Source organism: Cerasibacillus quisquiliarum (assembly GCF_014202495.1).
In the GTDB taxonomy this organism is placed as follows: domain Bacteria; phylum Bacillota; class Bacilli; order Bacillales; family Amphibacillaceae; genus Cerasibacillus; species Cerasibacillus quisquiliarum.
In genome coordinates this window covers 1-21,638 of sequence record NZ_JACHHA010000003.1, presented here as the reverse complement: position 1 = coordinate 21,638, position 21,638 = coordinate 1, and the positions used below count along the sequence as shown (strand labels likewise).

At 35.4% G+C, this 21,638-nt stretch carries 19 protein-coding genes; 5 read left to right on the top strand and 14 right to left on the bottom strand.

Annotated elements, in window-relative coordinates; genetic code table 11:
* Positions 1 to 14: 14 nt before the first annotated feature.
* Positions 15 to 1,070, bottom strand: a complete 1,056-nt coding sequence (gene coxB, locus HNQ35_RS04640; protein WP_146935467.1) for a cytochrome c oxidase subunit II — start codon at positions 1,068 to 1,070, stop codon at positions 15 to 17.
* A 59-nt stretch (positions 1,071 to 1,129) separates the two neighbouring features.
* A complete protein-coding gene (gene cyoE / locus HNQ35_RS04635) occupies positions 1,130 to 2,029 on the bottom strand; it encodes a heme o synthase (protein ID WP_246118041.1) in 900 nt (299 codons plus the stop codon).
* Positions 2,030 to 2,587: 558 nt separating this feature from the next.
* Between cyoE and HNQ35_RS04630 the strand changes: the two genes are divergently transcribed.
* A complete protein-coding gene (locus tag HNQ35_RS04630) occupies positions 2,588 to 3,508 on the top strand; it encodes a COX15/CtaA family protein (protein WP_146935463.1) in 921 nt (306 codons plus the stop codon).
* 33 nt (positions 3,509 to 3,541) lie between these two features.
* Here the strand turns inward: HNQ35_RS04630 and pyc are convergent, their stop codons facing one another.
* From pyc to HNQ35_RS04615, 3 genes are all read right to left on the bottom strand, one after another.
* Positions 3,542 to 6,982, bottom strand: a complete 3,441-nt coding sequence (gene pyc / locus HNQ35_RS04625; RefSeq protein ID WP_146935461.1) for a pyruvate carboxylase — start codon at positions 6,980 to 6,982, stop codon at positions 3,542 to 3,544.
* Positions 6,970 to 8,157, bottom strand: coding sequence for a putative lipid II flippase FtsW (gene ftsW, locus HNQ35_RS04620; RefSeq protein WP_146935459.1), 1,188 nt, complete (start codon positions 8,155 to 8,157; stop codon positions 6,970 to 6,972). The genes pyc and ftsW overlap by 13 nt, the downstream gene beginning before the upstream one ends.
* Before the next feature lie 383 nt (positions 8,158 to 8,540).
* Positions 8,541 to 8,822, bottom strand: a complete 282-nt coding sequence (locus tag HNQ35_RS04615) for an Fpa/YlaN family protein (protein ID WP_146935953.1) — start codon at positions 8,820 to 8,822, stop codon at positions 8,541 to 8,543.
* A 226-nt stretch (positions 8,823 to 9,048) separates the two neighbouring features.
* Here HNQ35_RS04615 and HNQ35_RS04610 point away from each other — a divergent pair, with 226 nt between their 5' ends.
* Together HNQ35_RS04610 and HNQ35_RS04605 are read left to right on the top strand one after the other, a co-directional pair.
* Entirely contained in the window at positions 9,049 to 9,543 is a 495-nt protein-coding gene (locus HNQ35_RS04610) for a molybdopterin-binding protein (RefSeq protein WP_146935456.1), read from the top strand.
* A gap of 83 nt (positions 9,544 to 9,626) precedes the next feature.
* The gene (locus HNQ35_RS04605) at positions 9,627 to 10,220 is read left to right on the top strand and encodes a YhcN/YlaJ family sporulation lipoprotein (RefSeq protein WP_146935454.1); all 594 of its coding nucleotides are present in this window, start codon (positions 9,627 to 9,629) and stop codon (positions 10,218 to 10,220) included.
* A gap of 26 nt (positions 10,221 to 10,246) precedes the next feature.
* Here HNQ35_RS04605 and HNQ35_RS04600 read toward each other — a convergent pair whose 3' ends face one another.
* Positions 10,247 to 10,558 (bottom strand): YlaH-like family protein, encoded by a 312-nt coding sequence (locus HNQ35_RS04600; RefSeq protein ID WP_146935452.1) that lies wholly within the window; start codon positions 10,556 to 10,558, stop codon positions 10,247 to 10,249.
* A gap of 171 nt (positions 10,559 to 10,729) precedes the next feature.
* On the opposite strand from HNQ35_RS04600, the gene HNQ35_RS04595 reads away from it, so the two are divergent.
* Entirely contained in the window at positions 10,730 to 10,903 is a 174-nt protein-coding gene (locus HNQ35_RS04595; RefSeq protein ID WP_170226593.1) for a DUF5325 family protein, read from the top strand.
* Positions 10,904 to 10,911: 8 nt separating this feature from the next.
* On the opposite strand, the gene HNQ35_RS04590 is transcribed toward HNQ35_RS04595, so the two are convergent.
* Positions 10,912 to 11,724 carry an inositol monophosphatase family protein gene (locus HNQ35_RS04590; RefSeq protein WP_146935449.1) on the bottom strand — a complete coding sequence of 271 codons (813 nt, stop codon included), beginning with the start codon at positions 11,722 to 11,724 and terminating at the stop codon, positions 10,912 to 10,914.
* A 533-nt stretch (positions 11,725 to 12,257) separates the two neighbouring features.
* Between HNQ35_RS04590 and HNQ35_RS04585 the strand changes: the two genes are divergently transcribed.
* Positions 12,258 to 13,442, top strand: coding sequence for an ROK family transcriptional regulator (locus tag HNQ35_RS04585; protein WP_146935446.1), 1,185 nt, complete (start codon positions 12,258 to 12,260; stop codon positions 13,440 to 13,442).
* 367 nt (positions 13,443 to 13,809) lie between these two features.
* On the opposite strand, the gene HNQ35_RS04580 is transcribed toward HNQ35_RS04585, so the two are convergent.
* The 7 genes from HNQ35_RS04580 to HNQ35_RS04550 form a co-directional block, all read right to left on the bottom strand.
* A complete protein-coding gene (locus HNQ35_RS04580; RefSeq protein ID WP_146935444.1) occupies positions 13,810 to 14,847 on the bottom strand; it encodes an aldose epimerase family protein in 1,038 nt (345 codons plus the stop codon).
* 90 nt (positions 14,848 to 14,937) lie between these two features.
* The gene (gene xylE / locus HNQ35_RS04575; RefSeq protein ID WP_146935951.1) at positions 14,938 to 16,347 is read right to left on the bottom strand and encodes a D-xylose transporter XylE; all 1,410 of its coding nucleotides are present in this window, start codon (positions 16,345 to 16,347) and stop codon (positions 14,938 to 14,940) included.
* Between the two features lie 91 nt (positions 16,348 to 16,438).
* Positions 16,439 to 17,938, bottom strand: a complete 1,500-nt coding sequence (xylB, locus tag HNQ35_RS04570) for a xylulokinase (protein WP_146935442.1) — start codon at positions 17,936 to 17,938, stop codon at positions 16,439 to 16,441.
* Positions 17,939 to 17,962: 24 nt separating this feature from the next.
* The gene (gene xylA / locus HNQ35_RS04565) at positions 17,963 to 19,291 is read right to left on the bottom strand and encodes a xylose isomerase (protein WP_146935440.1); all 1,329 of its coding nucleotides are present in this window, start codon (positions 19,289 to 19,291) and stop codon (positions 17,963 to 17,965) included.
* A gap of 646 nt (positions 19,292 to 19,937) precedes the next feature.
* Positions 19,938 to 20,174, bottom strand: a complete 237-nt coding sequence (locus tag HNQ35_RS04560) for a YkzI domain-containing protein (protein WP_146935438.1) — start codon at positions 20,172 to 20,174, stop codon at positions 19,938 to 19,940.
* A 238-nt stretch (positions 20,175 to 20,412) separates the two neighbouring features.
* Positions 20,413 to 20,547: a GapA-binding peptide SR1P gene (locus HNQ35_RS04555; RefSeq protein ID WP_221261423.1), complete on the bottom strand. Its 135-nt coding sequence runs from the start codon at positions 20,545 to 20,547 to the stop codon at positions 20,413 to 20,415.
* 125 nt (positions 20,548 to 20,672) lie between these two features.
* Entirely contained in the window at positions 20,673 to 21,497 is an 825-nt protein-coding gene (locus tag HNQ35_RS04550; RefSeq protein ID WP_146935435.1) for a polysaccharide deacetylase family protein, read from the bottom strand.
* Between the last annotated feature and the right edge of the window lie 141 nt (positions 21,498 to 21,638).

Here is a 21,638-nt window from a genome sequence, read left to right as displayed (position 1 = left end):
TCTAGTAGTTAAAATTAATTATTGACACTTTCAGGCGTAACATCCGTTACTTTTAATTGCATGAGATATTCTGCAATTTTTTCAGCTTCATCATCATTTAGCTGTGGATACTTACCAGTCATTAAGTTACCTGGTTTTATTTCTTCAGGATCTTTTAACCAGTCTACTAAATTTTCTTTAGTAGGCTCTTTAAAACCAGCAATTTTTGTACGATTTCCGAAGTTTGTTAAGTTCGGTCCTACTTCTACTGGTGATGAACCAATAGCATGACAGGCCATACAATTATTTTCTTCAAATAAGTCTTTACCTTCTTTTGCAACAGCACTTTCTGGTTCATCTTTTTCTGGATCGTAGTTTTTCATATCAGCTACCCATTGCTCATATTCTTCTTTACTTACTACAATCACTTTAAAGTCCATTAATGAGTGACTTGGACCACATAACTCTGCACATTTACCCCAGTAGACGCCTTCTTCATATGCTTCTATATACATTGTGTTTGTATTTTCAGGGTTAACGTCCATTTTTCCACTAATTGATGGTACCCAGAACGAGTGAATAACATCACTAGATATCATATTCAAATAGACCTTTTCTCCTACTGGAATATATAAATCTTGACTCGTTTGAATGTCTTCATCTTGATAGTTAAAGTGCCACCAATACTGATTACCTGTAACATCTATATTTATATGATCTTTACTATCACTTGCATCAGCTAAATCAAATGAAATAAGTGTTGTTGGGACCGCCATAATAATGACAAGAATAATTGGGATAATAGTCCAAATTGTCTCTAATGTTTTGCTTCCTTCCACTTGTTTAGGAATGTAGTTTTCTTGACCTTTTTTTCTTCGGAAGCGAATTAAGACATAAGCTAAAACGACTATTACTACTAAAAATACGCCACCCATAATAACTGTCGTAAGGATAATTAGTTTCATTGATTCTTCTGCCCCATATCCTTTAGGTACAAGAGCAGTAAGGTTTTCTTTTCCGCAGCCTGTTAATAGGACCGCCATAAAGCTCATTAACGCGAGAGCTTTGATTTTACCCATCCAACCTTTCATTTTGTATACCTCTCTTTCATCATTTACATGTGTATGCTCTACTCAATAAGAATGACAATTTAAAAGGGGAATTTAATTGTTACAACTGCCATTGTTATGAATAGTATCGTCAAATAGTTTAATGAATAAACGAATATCATATTTGCCCATTTCAAATCATTTTTTGTAAAGAAACCACCTATTCCCATTATGAGCCATCCAATATTTAGAACCGTTGCAATGATTAGAAATGACTTACCTAAGGGAAATAGAAAGAATGGTAATGGTAACAAACAGGCTATATATATGACAATTTGACGTTTTGTCATATCGAAACCATAAACTGCTGGAAGCATAGGAACTTGCGCTTTTTTATATTCTTCGCTTTTCTTCATAGCAAGAGCTAGAAAATGTGGTATTTGCCAAATAAACATTATAAGAAACAATGTGATTGGTACGATATGAAACTCCTGATTAATAGCAGCCCAACCTATTAATGGTGGTACAGCTCCTGAAAAGCTACCAACAATTGTGTTGAGCGTATATCGTCTTTTAGACCACATTGTATAAAGAACAACATACGTAAACCATCCGGCGAACGCCCATAAAGTTGCTTCTAAACTTACAAACAATAACAATACATGACCAATAACAGATAGAGTGACACCAATAATTAGCGCAGTTTTTAATGGTATTCTTCCTGTAACTGTTGGTCTTTTTTGGGTTCGAGTCATAATTGGATCAATATCGGCATCGTACCAATTATTTAATGTCGCACCTCCCGCTATAACAAATGCTGTTCCTAACATTGTTAACAACAATGTATAAATATTTTGTAAAAATGATTGATTTGTAAACTGGAGTGCTAACCAAAATCCGACAAAGGTCGTGATTAAATTGGAATTTACAATGCCTATTTTGATCAATGCCTTTAGTTCAGCTATCCATGTTGATCGTCTATCAATTGAAGTGGACTTTATCTCTTCGCTGGGAGCTGTTTCTGTCTGAATCAAATTGTTTAAATCCCCCCTTCAAATTGTTAGTATAACCAAACATGTTATAAAATTTCTTGTTAAACATAAAACAAAGTGAGTTTACTTACGAATTAGTATTTGATCAATTTGGATAACAGAACTTTTACATAGCCCGTACGTTGTCAAAATATTCAACATAAATCTGGTTCACATTTTGTTCATTATTACAATGATTGTGTCAATATTGTGAAGTTGGCGTTAAGACACGAAAATTGACGCTAAAGTGTACTTTTTATTGTGTTTCTGTATGTATGACCCCTTTTCCATGTTGTCAATTTACTATTGCAAAGTTCCCCTACATTATTTCTAGCAAACTCAGCATCATTTTGCAAGTGTTTTCGCCTTTTTTCACTATGTAAATGATGTAATGTCATGAATGTGTAACAATTTCGTGACATCTATCACTTTTTAGGACGATTTATTTGCTTTATCGTATTCACTAATATTATTATTGAAAACAGGCTAATATTAATTTAATTTGTATAGTTGGAAAGAGGCATTTATATGGTAAGAACTTTAAAGTGGCTATCTGTATTAGCTAATTCAATAATGGTATTTATATTATTAGGCGGTGCTCTAGTGACCAAGACAGACTCTGGCGACGGCTGTGGTAAAAGTTGGCCATTATGTCATGGTGAACTTATTCCATCAGAAATCACTCTGGAACTTGTGATTGAATTAAGTCATCGTATTGTTTCAGGTATTGGTGGAATGATCATTCTTGTCCTAGCATACTTAGCTTGGAAACATATCGGACATATTCGTGAAGTGAAATTTCTTTCTATAGTATCGGTTGTATTTCTCATTTTCCAAGGACTCATTGGAGCGGCTGCAGTTGTCTGGGGTCAATCTGATTTTGTATTAGCACTTCATTTTGGTATTTCACTAATTTCATTTGCATCTGTTTTTTTATTAATGTTACTCATATTTGAAGTGGATAAAAAATTAGATACATCCAATTTAATCATACGAAAAAAACACCGAATAGAAATTTACTTACTAACAATGTATACATTAATTACCGTGTATACTGGAGCACTCGTTCGCCACACGGAAGCAAATTTAGTTTGTAAAGATTGGCCATTCTGTTTCAATAATGCACCATTTAATATTTCAAGTTACAGCTTTGAACAGTTCGTTCAGATGGGGCACCGTTTAACAGCAGGTATACTATTATTATGGACCATATCTTTTTTTGTTAGACTTATTAAATCATATGGTCAAAATCAATTCATGTACATAGGCTCTATCACTATGATTGTTCTCATCATACTTCAAGTTTTCTTTGGAGCTTTAATCATATTTACTCTTTTAAATCTAGGTATTGCCCTTTTACATGCACTTGTTATTTCATGTTATTTTGCACTGTTATGTTATTTTATCTTACTTGCATCACGAAGTATGTCTTTAGAAAAAATCAAATAAAAAATCAGGAGCAAATTACTTGCTCCTGATTTTTTATTTAAATTCAATTAGCAAATCACCAACAGATATCGCATCTTGTGCTTTTACATGAACATCTTTAATGACGCCTGAAAATGGAGCTTGCACAGTTGTTTCCATTTTCATTGCTTCAGTAATCATTAAATAATCTCCTTTTTCCACCTTTTGGCCTGGTTCACACATCACCTTAATAACAGTGCCTGGCATTGTTGCACCGATATGTTTCTCATTTCCCTGCTCCGCTTTAGGCGTCATAGCAACTGTTGATTCAATGCTTTTATCTTCAATAATCACTTCTCTAGGTTGACCATTCAACTCAAAATATACGACACGCGTTCCGTTCGAACGTGGTTCTGAAATAGAAATGAGTTTAACAAATAATGTTTTTCCTTTTTCTATTTCTACCTCTATTTCTTCACCGAGACGCATTCCATAGAAAAATGTTGGTGTATCAAGTGTTGATACATCACCATATTGCTGCTGAAATTTATGAAAATCTAAAAATACTTTTGGATATAACGCGTATGCAATGAGGTCAAAACTCGTTATTTGACGATCTAATTGTTTAAATAGCATGTCTCTCATTTGCCTAAAATCAACCGGTTCCATCAATTCTCCAGGCCGCTTTGTAATCGGCTTCTTCCCCTTCAGAATGATGCGCTGTAACTCTTGCGGAAACCCTTGATATGGTTGACCAAGATAACCTTGGAAAAATTCAATAACTGAAACTGGAAAGTCAATTGTTTCACCTTTATCATAAACGTCATCTTCTGTTAAATTATTTTGTACCATAAAGAGAGCCATATCACCTACTACTTTAGATGAAGGTGTTACTTTAACAAGGTCACCAAACATATCATTCACACGACGGTACATCGACTTAACGTCATTCCACCGATCACCTAAGCCTACCGCTTTTGCTTGCTGTTGTAAGTTACTGTATTGGCCACCTGGCATTTCATGCATGTATATTTCCGTATGTGGTGATTTCATGCCACTTTCAAATGGCTTGTAATATGTTCTCACATGTTCCCAGTATTGTGATAGTTGTTCATATGCTTCAATATTAATATTCGGCTGACGCTCTGTTCCTTCAAGTGCATAAAATAACGATTGTGCGCTCGGCTGTGATGTTAAACCCGCCATAGAACTACATGCAACATCTACTGCGTCAACACCCGCGTCAATGGCACGTTTATATGTCAATATGCCATTACCACTTGTGTCATGTGTGTGTAAATGAATCGGTATATCAACTGTTTCTTTTAGCGTCGTGATAAGCTGGAACGCCGCTTCTGGTTTTAGTAATCCTGCCATGTCCTTGATTCCTAAAACATGAGCGCCATTTGCCTCGAGTTGTTTAGCCAAGTCTTTATAATAATCAAGATCATATTTACTTCTTGTCGGGTCTAGAATATCTCCCGTATAACAAATTGATGCCTCAGCTATTTTTCCACTCTCACGAACAGCTTTGATAGCTGGAATCATATTGTCAACCCAATTTAAACTGTCAAAAATACGGAAAACATCAATCCCTGCTTGTGCACTTTTAGATACAAATTGTTCGATTAAGTTATCAGGATAGTTTTTATATCCAACTGCATTACTTGCTCTTAATAACATTTGGAGGAGTATATTTGGCATTTTTTTACGTATTTTCAGTAATCTTTCCCAAGGGTCTTCTTTTAGGAAGCGATATGCAACATCAAAAGTTGCACCTCCCCACATTTCAACTGAAAATAGATTCGGTAATAATTTCGCAGTTGGCTCTGCTATGGTTACTAAATCCTTTGTGCGAATCCGTGTTGCCAATAACGATTGATGTGCATCTCGGAATGTCGTATCTGTAAGTAAGACTTCTGACTGTTCTTTCATCCATTTGGCAACACCTTCAGGACCATGTTTATCTAATATCTGTTTCGTTCCGCTTTCAAATGAAAGTGATTCCGTCTTTGGAACTGGTAACGGTTCAAAATATGGCTTTTTCTCTTTGGTTATGCCTTCAAAGCCATTAACCGTTGTATCAGCAATATAAGTTAGCATTTTTGTTCCACGGTTTTTTCGTTTAGGAAAGACAAAGAGTTCTGGGCTTTCATCTACAAATGTCGTGTTATAAGCACCAGATAAAAACTTCTCATGAAGCATGACATTTTCTAAAAAAGGAATATTTGTCTTTATACCCCGAATACGAAATTCACGTAAATTACGAACCATTTTTTGAACAGCTTGTTCAAAAGTAAGCGCCCATGTCGATACCTTTACTAAGAGTGAATCATAATAAGGTGATATTTCTGCTCCTTGGAAACCATTTCCTGCATCCAAACGAACGCCAAACCCACCACTTGAACGGTATACATTGATTTTACCTGTATCAGGCATGAAATTATTTAAAGGATCTTCTGTTGTAACTCGAGACTGAATAGCATAGCCCCACGGTTTAATATCTTCTTGTTTAGGTATACCAACTGTCGAACTATGTAATGCGTGTCCATCTGCTACTTTAATTTGGGTTTGTACGATGTCTATACCTGTTATCATTTCTGTAATCGTATGTTCAACTTGTACACGTGGATTCACTTCTATAAAATAGAAATCATTACCTTTAACTAAAAATTCAACTGTTCCCGCATTAACATAACCCACATGTTTCATTAATTTAACAGAAGCTTGACAAATCTCTTCTCTTAAATGTTCGGAGATTGATATGCTAGGTGCGACTTCAACTAATTTTTGATGGCGACGTTGAACTGAACAGTCCCGTTCATATAAGTGGACAATATTTCCTTCATTATCACCGATGATTTGTACTTCAATATGCTTTGGATTTTCGATAAGCTTTTCTACATAAACTTCATCATTGCCAAAAGCTGCTTTTGCTTCCGATTTTGCTCTTTCGAATGCTTCTCTTAAATTGTTTTCATTTCTTACAATACGCATACCACGACCGCCACCACCAAGTGTCGCTTTTATAATAATCGGATAGCCGTGTTTCTTGCCAAATGCTTCAACTTCGTCTAATGAGTTAACAGGTCCATCACTTCCTGGAATAACAGGGATACCTGCATTAATTGCTTGCGTTCTAGCTCTTACTTTATCTCCGAACATATGTAAATGTTCACTTTTTGGCCCGATAAAGGCAATTCCTTCTTCTTCACACCGTTTTGCAAACTCTATATTTTCAGATAAGAAGCCATATCCTGGATGAATCGCATCTACCTCTACTTGTTTGGCAAGCTCTATAATTCCTTCGATATCTAGATAGGCATCGATTGGCTTTTTTCCTTCTCCAATAAGATAAGCCTCATCTGCCTTATATCGATGATATGATCCCGTATCTTCTTTTGAATAGATAGCAACTGTGCGGATATTTAATTCTGCACAAGCTCTAAAAATTCGAATTGCAATTTCACCACGGTTAGCTACCATAATCTTTTTAAAGCGATTTAACTTGACCATCTTCTTCCCCCTCTATAAGTCACAAATTTTTTCTGTTCTTGTTGGACTGGTTCTGTAATAGTTGGATCTTGTTCTTCTTTCTTAGTACGAGCAGCAATGTTATTTAAAATCCCCATAGAGACCATTAAGATTAATAAAGAAGAACCACCATAACTGACGAATGGAAGTGTTATTCCTGTAATCGGCAAAATACCACTTATTGCACCTAAATTAATAAATGCTTGAATACCGATCATAGATGAAATACCTACAGCTATAAGAGATCCAAAACTATCACGACATTTTAATGAAACATATAAACCACGTAAAACGATTAAGGCGAGTAACCCAAGGACAATAAATACACCAAATATTCCAAGCTCCTCAGCGATAACAGCCATTATAAAGTCTGTATGAGCTCCAAATAAAAAACCTAACTTCTGGACACTTTGCCCAAGTCCCTCCCCAGTTATTCCTCCTCCACCAATTGCTAGATAAGATTGTATCAAATGGTGTCCAGCATTTTCAGGGTCAGCAAACGGTTGATATGCACCTGTAAATCTTGAAATCCTTTCTTCTGTAATCATAAATGGGATTGCAGCTGCGACGAGGATGGAACTAACAATTCCGAGTAAGAAAATGTGTTTATAGCGCATCCCCGAACTAAATATAATCGTACATGCAATTAGAAATGTCGTCACCGCTGATCCAATATCAGGCTGAATCACAATTAAAGCTAAAATAAACGCTGTTAAGATTAATGGTGGCAAAACACCTTTCCGAAAATCTTCAATATAATGTTGTTTTTTGGAATATACAGAAGCTAAATACAAAATAATACCTAATTTCACAAATTCAGCTGGCTGTATTAAAACAGGCCCAAATGATAGCCATCTTGTCGCATTGCCACGTGATGTACCAAAAAGCAACACACTTATTAATAATACGAGTGCAATGACGATATTCCATACCATATATTTTTCATATTTCTTGTAAGGTATGATTGAAAAAAGGATAAAACCGAACAAGCTCACGACAAACCATTGACTTTGCTTTACTAAATAGTAAGTGCTTTCATGATTTTCTATTACCGCTGTGACCATACTAGCACTGTAAATCATGACAATCCCAAAACCAGCTAAAATAATTGGTGCAAACATTAAAATAAAATCATAATTCTTTAGTTTTTTAAACATGTGGCATCTCTCCGACCCATTAAAACCATCGTGAAAGAGAAATTTTTAATAGTATAGCACATTAGTTATTAGTATAACATATTAGAGCAAAATACATCAAAAAAATTTCAATTTCAGATTTTAATCATAACTTCATTTATTAGATTGAATTTACACGCTATTATACCATTAATATATGCATAAAATGAAAACTTTCGTATTTTTTCGTCGTTTATATTATGTTGTTTTAATATCACATATCAAATAAAGTGATATTAAATCTCCTTACGTGGTAAAGAGGTTTAAATATGTTATATTTTTTATACGAGTTAGGCAAATTGATTAAAAAAAACCTTGCCTTTCCTTTCCGATAGAGGCAAAGTTTTATGAATCATGTAAGGAATTCAATCAGATTTCTGTGCTTTTTCATGTAAAATATTTAGTTCCTTTTCCAAATTATCTAACAATGCTTTCCCTTCGCTTTCCTCTATTAAATTTAGACGAACTGCAAAGTCAATTTCCCTAGACAATCCGAACATCTGGGTGTCCAATACCTCCTCATAAAGTGGACATTGTGGCATCGTTAAATTATCTATTTGAACCTTTATGAGCCGCAAAATCTTCTCAGCATCAGCCTCAAGAAGGGCACGGGCTTTATCACGATAATTTATCGTTATCTCAGGCATCACATAAATCCCCTCCATTGTTACTTAGCGTTAGAAACAAGTCAACAAATCATTTCATACGAATCGTTAGTAACAAAACTTAGACCATATATTTATCTTATCGTTTGCTATCTTAAAATGCAAATGAAAATCCGCTAATTGTTATGAGAGAAATTGTTGTTTCGTGATATTTGTGATGATGTTTGTTATTCTAAATACGAGTAAACTAGAAAGGTGGTATTACAAATTGATTATTCCAATAACTGGACGCGTTACATTTCCGATTACATTAGATCCATCGGTTTGGATTTTTGATGATCGTAAAATTCTATTAGACGATGCACTTAAAGGGGTAGAAAAAAAAGAGGAATCAAAAGAAGAGAAATTAAAAAGAACGGTTAAAGGATATGATAAAGACTGGTATCATCACGAACATATTAAACCACCCGTCAATAAAAGCCTTTCGAAAAAAGAGCGTAAAGAAGCATTAAAATATTCCTGGGTGATGCCTCTTCATCATTTCATTGAACATGCTGAAGTAAAAGAGGATGCTACACATGCTGAACTTGTTACAGACGATGGACAAACGACTATTCCTGTACATATGCTGAAGGAATCTTATTTACTATTTGCTGTTGACGGAAAACCAGTTCCAGAAAAAGGACCTGTCCATCTTTATTATAAAGATGGATCAAATAAAGAACAGCCTATTCAAGGAATTAAAAAAATCATCATTAAATGATTTACCGAAATTTTCTCGTATAATTTAGCACCTTTTACAAAGACTAAGAACAGTCATTGTTTCGCTAATTAGGAGGGTGCTAAATGACATTTCGCATCATTATAATACTCTGCTTCCTTTTACTTACGGGATGTCTTAATGAAGAAAATCAAAGGTCATTAAATGAAAGAAACGAGCGTTTTTTACGAGTTGAACAATCAATTGAATCAAATGAACAAAATATCACTAATACAAAGATTGCCAACCATCTTAGGGACATCGCTGTTCAATCTCCACAGGTAAAAAATGCAACAGCTCTCGTTATAGGACCATATGCTGTTGTCGGTATTGATGTCAATAAAAAACTTGATCGTTCACGTGTTGGAACGATCAAATATACAGTATCAGAAGCGCTAAGAAATGATCCTTATGGTAAAACTGCCGTCGTCATCGCTGATGCAGATATTAACCAACGATTAATCAACATGAAAGATAAAATAAATGAAGGATATCCAGTTCAAGGCATTATTGAGGAGCTTGCAGCTATTATAGGACGTTATATGCCTGATCTACCAGCACCACAGCAAGTACCGTCTCAACCTGATCAAAATAAAGACATCTTACCGGAAGACAACAAGGAAGAATTAGATAATATACAAGATGAACAGTCAAACCATGAAAAAAATCGAACAAATTAAAAAACGAGCTAAGTTAAGCTCGTTTTTTAATTTGAGGTTCCTTGTTTCTTCTCTCTTTGATAGTATAGACGGAATCTGTAGATGGATAACACAATCGTTGTAATAATTAGGCTTTCAGTAATAGGTAATCGAAAAATACTAAATACAGTAACCACTAACATACCAACTGCTAATAATAGATAAACAATGATGTTCTTCGTTAACGATAATTTACGAGCAAATCCAAGTTTGTAAGAAATCGCACCGAAAATTAAATTTAAAACATATAAAGTCCAATACATATGTTGTTCTCCGTATGTATCAAGAATATAATCGAAGATAATACTGTTCATATACATAGAAGTTCTCCTCTACAAAATACTATTTAGACTTATTTCATCATAGCATTTTCTAAACAATAATTTAACTAAAATCCATTATCGGTATCCGTACTTTTGCTTCTATTTACTTTTTCATATATACTTAACCAAGGTAAAGAGTTTCTTTTGACATAATAGAGGTGTTGAGTTGTGAAGAAAATAGATTTTCCTATGCTTATGTTAGCTATACTCGTGATTCTTATGTTCATCGGTGCTTCCATCGGGATTTCTTTACAAAATATTTGGATGGTTATTGGATTAATATTATTAGGATTTATTTTTATGGGTGTTGGAATTTCAATTAAGCAGAAAAGAAACAAGTGACTTGATATTTAAGTCACTTTTCTTCCTTTTTTTATATATTGAATGATTTCTAATTGAAGTGATGGGTTGCATGTTAATATTGGGCTTTTAGTTAATAAACTTAACGCATCACCATCGATTGTTGTTGTCAGTCCGCCTACCTCATTGACGATAACAATACCTGCTGCTACATCCCAAGGCGATAAATTTATTGCAAGATAACCATCCAATATACCTTCTGCTACATAGGCAAACTCTAATGCTGCTGAACCGTATGTTCTTGTTCCACGAATACTTCGGACGAATTTCTGCATCGTTTTTTCACAAACTAGATGGTTTTCACATAACCAAAAATGGTTCATGGCTATCATAGCTTGACTTAATGGCACATTACTATCCAACCTCTTTAGGGGACGTTCATTCTTAAATGCACCTAACCCACGTTTAGCGGAATATAGTACATCTCCGACAACATCATATATAAAGCCAATTTCACCAACGTGATCATGATAAATCCCGATAGATATTGCAAAATTCCTCTTTTGATGAATAAAATTCATCGTACCATCTATTGGATCTATAATCCAAACCGTTCCTTTTAAATCAGTTAATTTATCACCGTAACCTTCCTCGCTAATAATGAAGTGATTCGGATATGTTTGACGTATACGTTGTGTCAATAGTCTTTCTGTATCACGGTCAAGATCTGTTACTAAGTCATTAGGGTCCGATTTTGTCGTTACTTTAAGTTCCTTATACATTCTTGATCGAATATATTGCCCCGCTTCTATAATCCACTCTTTTGCTTTAGTATATATGTCATTTTGTTTCGTTTTATCCATCATTTACACCTCTAATTACCTTCTAATATCATTATCCTATGACAAATTATAGCTTGCAACTTTTAGCTATAAACCTTTTGTGTCAAGCTATTCTCAGTCCAATCTATAGCTTGTTTTTCTTTCACAATAACAAGATTCATTTTTCCCGCAAAATCAGTGCAAATACGTCATACATCAGGATTCGGACGCTTTCCTCAAATTCAATTAAATTCACAGTTTGGTGTATTAATGTGTATCATTTTTAATCAAATTCATTTATAAAGAGGCTTTTCTACGAGGTTTTGCTTAGTACGCATACATTTACAAAAACGTATCTCTTCTTTTTGGCTAGAATTATGTAGGAATATCTCAGAGAATTATTTTACACATACTTTTAGTTATTAAATAATTTTTTTATTACTTTTAATTTGCTTATTCATAACATGACAACTGTTAATATCAAATCATAGTTTAATTGATAAACTAACTCTTATAAACAGAATGTTTCTGTGCTAGAATAAAAAGCAAACGATTGCATTGAGGAGTAGAAATAGATGAGGTCGCAACAAACAGCAAGCAATAGTCTCGTAAAACAGATTAATAAATCAATTGTATTTGAAACAATAAAAACAAAAGGCCCGATATCGCGAGCACAAATTTCTAAAGAAACCGGTTTAAATAAGGCAACTGTATCAACAATGGTTTCCGAGCTAATCAAAGCTTCCTTTGTGCAAGAAATCGGCGAAGGAAAATCAAGCGGAGGCAGGAAACCGGTCATGCTCTATTTTAATCCACATGTAGGATACTCTATCGGGATTGATTTAGGGGTGAACTATATTCTTGGTGTGCTGACCGATTTAGGTGGAAATATGGTAGAAGAAATAACGATAAAATTAGAATCAACTGAATTCACGGTGGTTGTCAGCCAGCTACAAGCGGTCATCGAATCTTTAATGAATAAAGCACCGGAAAGTCCTTACGGCATTGTCGGGATTGGAATTGGTGTACCAGGGCAAGTCGACCCACATGACACTATTTTATTCGCCCCTAACTTACAATGGAAAAATGTGAATTTAAAACAAATATTGGAAAATCGCTTCCACATTCCAATTGTTGTCGAAAATGAAGCAAATGCCGGTGCGCACGGAGAACAACTATACGGTGCCGGAAAAAATATCAAAAATCAAGTGTATGTCAGCATCGGCATCGGGATCGGAACAGGAATCATCATCAATCACCAGCTATATAAAGGATCTTCCGGTATTTCAGGTGAAATGGGACATTTTACAATAGATGCGAATGGACAGAAATGCTCCTGCGGCAGCCAAGGTTGCTGGGAATTATACGCTTCAGAAAAAGCACTTTTAGCATCTGCCGAAAAAGAGAAAATAGCCACATCGGTTGATTTGGATTTTCTTTACGAAGAAGCAAAAGAAGAAAATCCAAAAGTTTTAAATCTTTTACATACCCTAGGGGAAAATATCGGCATCGGACTCGTAAATATTATTAATACATTTAATCCGGGAGTGATTATCATCGGCAACAGGATCGCCAAGTTTGAACACTGGATTATAAACCCGATTCAGCGCATACTCGACGAGCGCCTTTCTATTTACCATCGGGAAAATACCGAAATCCGCTTTTCGGCTTTGGGCATCGATTCCATTGCCCTGGGTGTTAATTCGTTTACGATTGCTAACTTTTTTAGAAAGCATAAAGTGCAGATGGGTGTAGAATAAACATCAAGAAAAAGGCATTTGATAGATTTCGTATCAAATGCCTTTATAATGGAATGTTTTATGTGCTCAATCACCTTTCTATAAAACATTAATGACCGATTAGTAATTTTATCTTTTCTAAGCTTATTCCATCATACTTCTTTCTAATTTCCCTATTAGGAAATTAGAAACAATATGAAATTGAAGATTTTATTATGGTAAACGCTTCTGAGCCTCTGTAGTCATCAGAAAAATGATAGACGAAAAAAGACAATGAATAAGCATAAAGAGTAATAATTAAAAATACTACAACTCTGGAGTCTTCAAAGCTGAAGTTTATTTCGCTCGAAAAAGAGATTGTTATGATAAACCATCCATCTCCCAAATCCTACTTCATCACCCCAAACGAAAACACCGTCTGCTTACGATAAATTTCTCCCTCATCAAGCACAATGGATGGCAAATCCGGATAATGCAAGGAAGCTGGAGGTCCTTGTGTTTCAAAACAAACCCCTACATATTTCCTGGATTTTCCTTCTGTTAATTCAAGACCTTCTTCAAGATTATTCGCTGTATACATAACCATGCCGGGCTGATCGGTCGTAATTACGAGCACTCTTCCGCTTTTTTCATCTTTCACCTTCACTGTTCCTGCCTTCTCATTTGCAAATAAAAAATAGTGATCATATCCGTTATCAACCAATATATGTTGTTTCAGTTCTGAATCAATTCCGTCAATTAACTTCCTACCACCGGTAAAATCAAACGTCGTACCCCGTACATCCAGCACCTGGCCAGTCGGAATGCGTTCCTCATCCAGCTCCAAGTAGTAATGACTATTCATGTGAACTTCGTGATCGGAAATTGTGTCCTCTATGTCTCCAGTTAAATTAAAATACGCATGATTCGTTAGCGTAACTGGCGTTTTGTTATCTGTTGATGCACAGTAATCCACCTTTAACTGATTAAGGTTATTTAATGAATAAGTGACCGTCACTTTTAAATTCCCTGGATAACCACCTTCTCCATCTTTTCGATGATACATCAGTTTTACTCCGACTTCGTGATGGGACTCAAATGGTTGTGCATCCCATAGCACCTGATGAAATCCTACTGTTCCCCCATGTAAATGATTCGAACCATCATTTTTTTCAAGCTCATATGTTTTTCCATCGAGCTCAAACGATGCTCCTGCAATCCTTCCAGCAACAGGCCCAACGATGGCACCTAGAAAACCGGAATCCATTTGATAATTATAAACATTTTTATACCCCAACACGACATTTTCAAATTGGCCATTTCGATCAGGTACAAGTATTTTTGTAATGATCCCGCCAAAATTGAGAAAATGAACTTGCATCCCATGGTCATTTTCCAGTATAAATAGCTTCCATTTGTTGTTTAGATTCTTAGTTATAACATGCATGGTAACAGCTCCTCGCTATAAGATGTGAAAAAGGACGAGTGTAACTCATCCTTTTCTTGACATTTACATATATTTCATTTATTCATCAGATCATTCGGCTTTGCCTTTTAACCAAATATTTTCCAATTGTTCTAATGACTTTCCTTTTGTTTCAGGAACCATCTTCCATACAAAAATAGCAGCAATTACACTCATCAAACCATAAAATCCATAAGTTAACGGTCCGCTAAATTCCATCATTGGAGGGTAAGTGGACGAGATAAAAAAGTTTGCTGCCCACTGAGCTGCAACAGCAAAAGCCATTGCTTGTCCCCTAATTTTGTTCGGGAATATTTCTGATAATAACACCCAGCAAATCGGTCCCCATGACATCATAAAGGAAGCAGTATAAAAAATAATAAAGATTAATGTCCAAGTACCGAATATTTCAGCTTGTGCAAGTAACGCAACACCGAACATGCCTATCGCCATACCAACGGAACCAACCATCAACAACGGTTTTCTGCCCCATTTGTCTACTGTCTGAATAGCAACAATCGTAAATATTACATTAACTAGACCCATTATCACAGTTTGCAACATAGAAGCATTTTGACCTGCACCCATACTTTCAAAAATCCTTGGAGCATAGTATAATGCAACGTTAATTCCGATAAATTGTTGGAAAATAGAAAGCAAAATACCTACAACAATAACTGTTTTTCCATAAGAAAATAATTTTCCAGTAGCTTCTGATGCACTAAGAGACTTATTAATATCTGACATAATCATTTTTGCTTTTGCTTTAGAATTATTAATTTTGGTTAGAACATTCATTGCCTTATCTTTTTTATTTCTTGACGCTAAATACCTTGGTGTTTCAGGTACATAAAATAGTAAAACAAAGAAAAGGAAAGCTGGTATTGCTTCAGAGGCAAACATATATCTCCATCCAATTTCATTAACCCAAGCAATTGGTTGACCTTTTGCAATACTGTAGTTTACAAAATAAACAAGCAATTGACCGAATATAATAGCGAATTGGTACCATGATACAAGACGTCCTCTAACTTCTTGTGGTGCAATTTCACTAATATATGTTGGAGATAGTGCAGATGCCATCCCGACACCAATTCCACCAATCACACGGTATAAATTAAAAATAACGAGCAAGCCAATTGACGGTTCTCCAACTTCAAAGAATAAAAATTCCGGATAGGCAGCCCCTAAAGCAGAGATGAAAAATAGTACTGCAGCTATAATTAAAGAATTTTTTCTACCTATTCGATTTGCAAAATATCCAGATATTAATCCACCTACAATACAACCAATTAATGCACTGGAAACCGTAATACCGTGTACAAGAGAACTTAATCCTAAACTATCTATTAAATATCTTTGAATTGATTGCTCTGCACCAGAAATAACAGCTGTATCATAACCAAATAATAATCCACCCAAAGTTGCGACTAACGTGATGGAAATGACATATGAATTTAGCGGTTTCTTTTCCGTTTTCATTGTATAAAGCAAGATGTTGAATCTTGCTCTTTCACCCTCCTTTTCCTATCAACCTATTTAAACGCTTTCTTATTCCATTTAAGCTCTTAATCTATGATCTATAATTCATTAATTGCTGACTGAGTGTCTTTGTTGTCGAATATATTTGCTTATATAACTGAAACAGGCTTTTATACTTTTCAACGTTTTCAACGTTTGGCTCATACACCTTCTCTATTTTCAAGAAACGGTCAGCACACTCTTTAAGGCTGTTAAACCATCCGCAACCATATGCAGCGAGCATTGCCGCTCCCATACCAGGGCCTTGTTCACTAGACAGTTTCACGATATTTGCGTTAAAAATATCTGCTTGCATTTGTAGCCACGCTTCATTTTTCGCTCCGCCGCCGATGGAAATAATCGTGTCGACATGCCTTCCATTTTCCCTGAAGATTTCCAATGATTCATTCAACGAAAATGTAATCCCTTCTAACACAGCGCGTGTGAAGTGTTTTCGGTTATGAGAACTGTCAATTCCGATAAAACTGCCACGGATCGTTGCATCCACATGTGGCGTGCGTTCTCCGACAATATACGGTGTAAATAACAAACCATTGGCGCCTGGGGGTACACTTTCCACATCCGCTAACAATTCATCAAAACTTTTATCTTTCACGAAAGTATCCTTAAACCAGGATAAACTATGTCCTGCTGCAAGTGTCACGCCCATTGTATAATAACTGTCTTCTGTCGCATGGTTGAAATAATGTACTTTTCCGTCGAAATCCTTATCTCCACAGCTTTCATACGTTAACAACACACCAGACGTGCCGATACTCGCAAGGGTTTTTCCGTCTTCCAAAATTCCTGCACCAATCGCACCACAAGCATTATCGGCACCGCCGGCAAAAATGCGTGTAGCTGGAGAAAGTCCCGTCTTATATGCAACTTCTGGTAAGATTGTACCGATAAAATCATGGGACGCTACTAACGGCGGACACATCGAAACAGCTATTCCAAGCTCTTCACAAATTTCTTTACTCCATTCTTTCTTTCCAATATCGAACAAAAGCGTTCCCGCTGCATCGGAATAATCCATGTGGATCCTTCCGGTTAACCGCAAGCGTACATAGTCCTTTGGCAAAACAAAAGTTTTTGCTTGTTTAAAAATTTCTGGTTCGTTTTTTTTCACCCAAAGGATTTTTGGTAAAGTAAACCCTTCCAAAGCTTGGTTTTTAGTAATTGAAAGCAAGCGCCTTCTTCCAATGTATGAAACAATTTCTTTGCATTCTTCTGTCGTTCGCGTATCATTCCACAAAATCGCACTTCTAAGTACTTGCTGCTCTTCATCAAGCAAAACAAGTCCGTGCATTTGACCGGAAAAGCTAATGCCTTCAATATCTTCTGGATTGCCCTCAAATTGTCGGAGAAGATCAGACAATCCAGCAATTGTCTGATCTACCCAAGCGTGAGGGTCTTGTTCACTGTAACCGGCTTTTTCCTGGATTAACGGATACGCTTTTGAAACTTCATGAACGACTTCCCCATACAAATTGACAAGCAATAATTTCACCGCACTTGTTCCCAAATCGACTCCGATAACATATTTCATGTTTAATCCTCCTACACATGCCGGTTATTCCTTATCAGCATACACTCGCAACAAATATTGATTAATGGTAGATTTAATCCTTTCTAATTTTCCAGATGAATTTTTAATTTCATCCAATCCCAATGCATATGCCTCCAGTTTATGAAAATCCGTTTTTCCTTCTACAATTTCTAAGCCAATGCCTTTCGAAAAACTTTCATAACGCTCTTCCACCACTTGATCAAGTACACGATCTTCAATTAATCGATGGGCAACTTTCAAACCAACAGCAAAACTGTCCATTCCAGCAATATGAGCTGTAAACAAATCTTCTGGTTCAAATGATCCTCGGCGCACTTTTGCATCAAAATTTAGTCCGCCACGGCCGAGACCACCGTTTTTCAAAATCTCATACATCGCAAGGGTCGTCGCATATAGATCTGTTGGAAACTCATCCGTATCCCATCCGAGTAACGGATGTCCCTGGTTCGCATCGACTGAGCCTAGCATATTGTGAATACGTGCATATCTCAGTTCATGCTCAAACGTATGACCGGCAAGGGTTGCATGGTTTGCTTCAATGTTGAATTTAAAATGATCTTGTAAATCATAGTTTTGCAGGAAAGCATAGCCGCTTGCGACATCAAAATCATACTGATGAGAAGTCGGCTCTTTCGGTTTTGGCTCAATTAAGAACTGTGCATCAAAGCCGATTTCTTTCGCATAGTCAATCGCCATGTGAAAGAACCGTGCCAAGTTATCAAGTTCCAGTTTCATATCCGTATTTAGGAGTGTTTCATATCCTTCCCGGCCGCCCCAGAACACATAGTTTTCTGCACCAAGTTCTTTTCCGACTTCTAGCCCTTTTTTCACTTTGGCAGCTGCGTAAGCAAATACATCTGCATGATTCGAAGATGCCGCACCGTGCACGAAACGTGGATGTGTAAAGTTATTGACCGTATTCCACAACAATTTTGTTTTACTGTCTTTCATATAGTCTTTAATCATCGCTACAATCGTATCGAGATTTTTATTTGTTTCTCTTAGTGTATCCCCTTCCGGCGCAATATCGACATCATGGAAGCAGAAGTATGGCGCATTTATTTTTTCGAAAAATTCAAACGCCGCGTCCACTCTTGCTTTTGCTAAATCTAGGCCAGAATACTTATCCCATGGGCGGATTGCTGTACCAGCACCAAACGGATCGGATAGATCTTCTGTAAATGTATGCCAGTAAGCAACGCCAAAGCGAAGAATTTCTTCCATTGTTCTGTCTCCGACTTTTTCTTCTGGATTATAAAATTTAAACGCGAATGGATTGTTGGATTTCGGACCTTCATATTGAACCACATCTATATTCGGAAAATAGCTCATGATTAAAAAACTCCTTTCTATTGTAAAAGAACTTTGTTTAACACTTAAACCATGTCCTTATAAAACTTAGTTTAATATTTAAACTAAGTCTACAACGTTATGAAATCGTTGTCAATGGTTAATTTTAGTTAAAATGATGTCAAGCTTTTATCGGTAACCTTCTCATACTAGTATTTCCGACACTAAGCGTATATGTAAATCTTACTGCACCAAAATAAATTGGGTTTCCCTTTCAGCATTTCTTTTCACGGTCCAAGCTTCAGTTTTTTGTCTTTCACAATAACAATATTCATTTTTCCCTCAAAATCAGTGCAAATACATCATACATCAGGATACGAACGCTTTCCTCAAATTCAATTAAATTCACAGTTTGGTGTATTAATATGTATCATTTTAATCAAATTCATTTATAAAATGGCTTTTTTACGTGGTTTTGCTTAGTACGCATACATTTACAAAAGCGTATCTCTTCTTTTTAGCTAATTTTTTGTATAAATATCTTCGAGAATTATTTTACACATACTTATAAATCGTAAAAATATTGGATTGTCTTTGTATTTATAATCAACATCCCCCGCATAAAGATAATACAATTATAACAAGAAATAAGGAGTTCAGTTTTATCTTCAACTGAACTCCTTATTTCTTATTTAACCCGATTTTTATCAATTTCTCTATCGGAACTGTTCGTATAGCGTTGTTTAATATCAATAAGTTCTTTTGTTAGCTTTTTAAGACGTTCTTTTGTTTGGACGATTATTGTTATATCATTTGTTTGCATTGCATCATATAGAGTTAATAATTCATAATCAATTTCCATTCGTAGCACTTGTAAACGCTCTTTTTCTTCTTCCTGACGCAATGTGTCTAACACAAACTTCATCATGACGCACTTCCTTTCATTTTAATTTTTACGAAGGGACTATCTAACTCTATATAACGCCAATCATTTAAAAAATATTCCGAATGTTTATTTCTCATTGATACATATGCTGTTCAATTTGTTCAATATGCGTTTAGTTAGTTTATTATATTATTCCCAACTGATAGTGACACGAAACATAAAATTTAATTATAAAAAAGCACATCAATTTAGAGTTGATGTGCAAAGGAAATCTCATTTATTTTTTTGCCTGACATTTGCTACATTGACCGTAAAGTGTCGTCACTTTATTTGCTTCGTAGTGTTCAACAATTTTTTGGCAATCTTTGCAGATGATGGTCCCCACTTTTACCTCTCCTTTAATCCTCAACATTAATTCGCCATTAGTATAACACATTTTATGTTTAACTTCTATTTAGTGTGTCATATTAGTATCTATTTTGGTTTTATAGTTCTTCCTTTTTGTATTTTGAAGCTTTTATCCAGTAAGGAATAGGATTATTCGACTTCCAAATAATGTGGATCTAAGATTTCATAACCTTTTTCACGTAATCCTATGACAATATCTTCTAATGCTTCTTTTGTCCACTTTCGGTCATGCATCAATATATTTGCTCCATTATGTAGAAGTTCTGTTTCTAACATGATCTTGGTTAGTCTATCTTTATCCATATATTCCGGTTGAAAATCATAACCGTAAGACCAATTCATCATCTTCATATTTTCCTCTGCAATGATTTGCTCCGAATAGTCGGTATTTGCCCCAAACGGTGCACGGAAAAAGGCCGGTCTTTCCCCTGTAATATCCTCCACCAAATCATTAACACGTATAATTTCTTCTTTTTGTTTTTCTTCACTTATATCTGGTAAGTAGGCATGACTATATGTATGATTCCCTATAACAAATCCCATTTGATGAATTTGTTTTAAAATTTCCTTCTGTTCTTTAGTCTCTAAAAAATGCCCATTAACAAAAAATATCGCACCTGCGTTTTTCTCTTTTAAAATATGGGCCATTTCTAGGGCAAATTGGTCTGGTGCATCATCAATCGTTAACAAAACAACTTGTTCGTTTTCCTGTTCATTTAAAGGTCGGATATACCAATTATGTTCATCAACACGGTGTGTAGCTTGAACGGCTTCCTCAGCATCTCGTTCAACGGATTTATTTTTCTCTTCTTGATTCTGTTTAGTTTGTTTAGATTGCTGTTCACTTGGCGAATGATTATATTTAACAGATTCATGTTTTTCATCTAAATTTATTTCGGATTGACAACCGATTAATAATAGATATAAACAAATATAAGAAATTATTTTTCTCAAAAAATCACCCTTTTATTTTTACAAGTGAATCAATCGACCGTAATAATGTAACCGTCAAGTAAAATTGAACACTTTTTGCTCATTAATTTTGAACATTTTCCGATTAAAATATAGACTTCCTATATTTAATTCGGTGGCTTT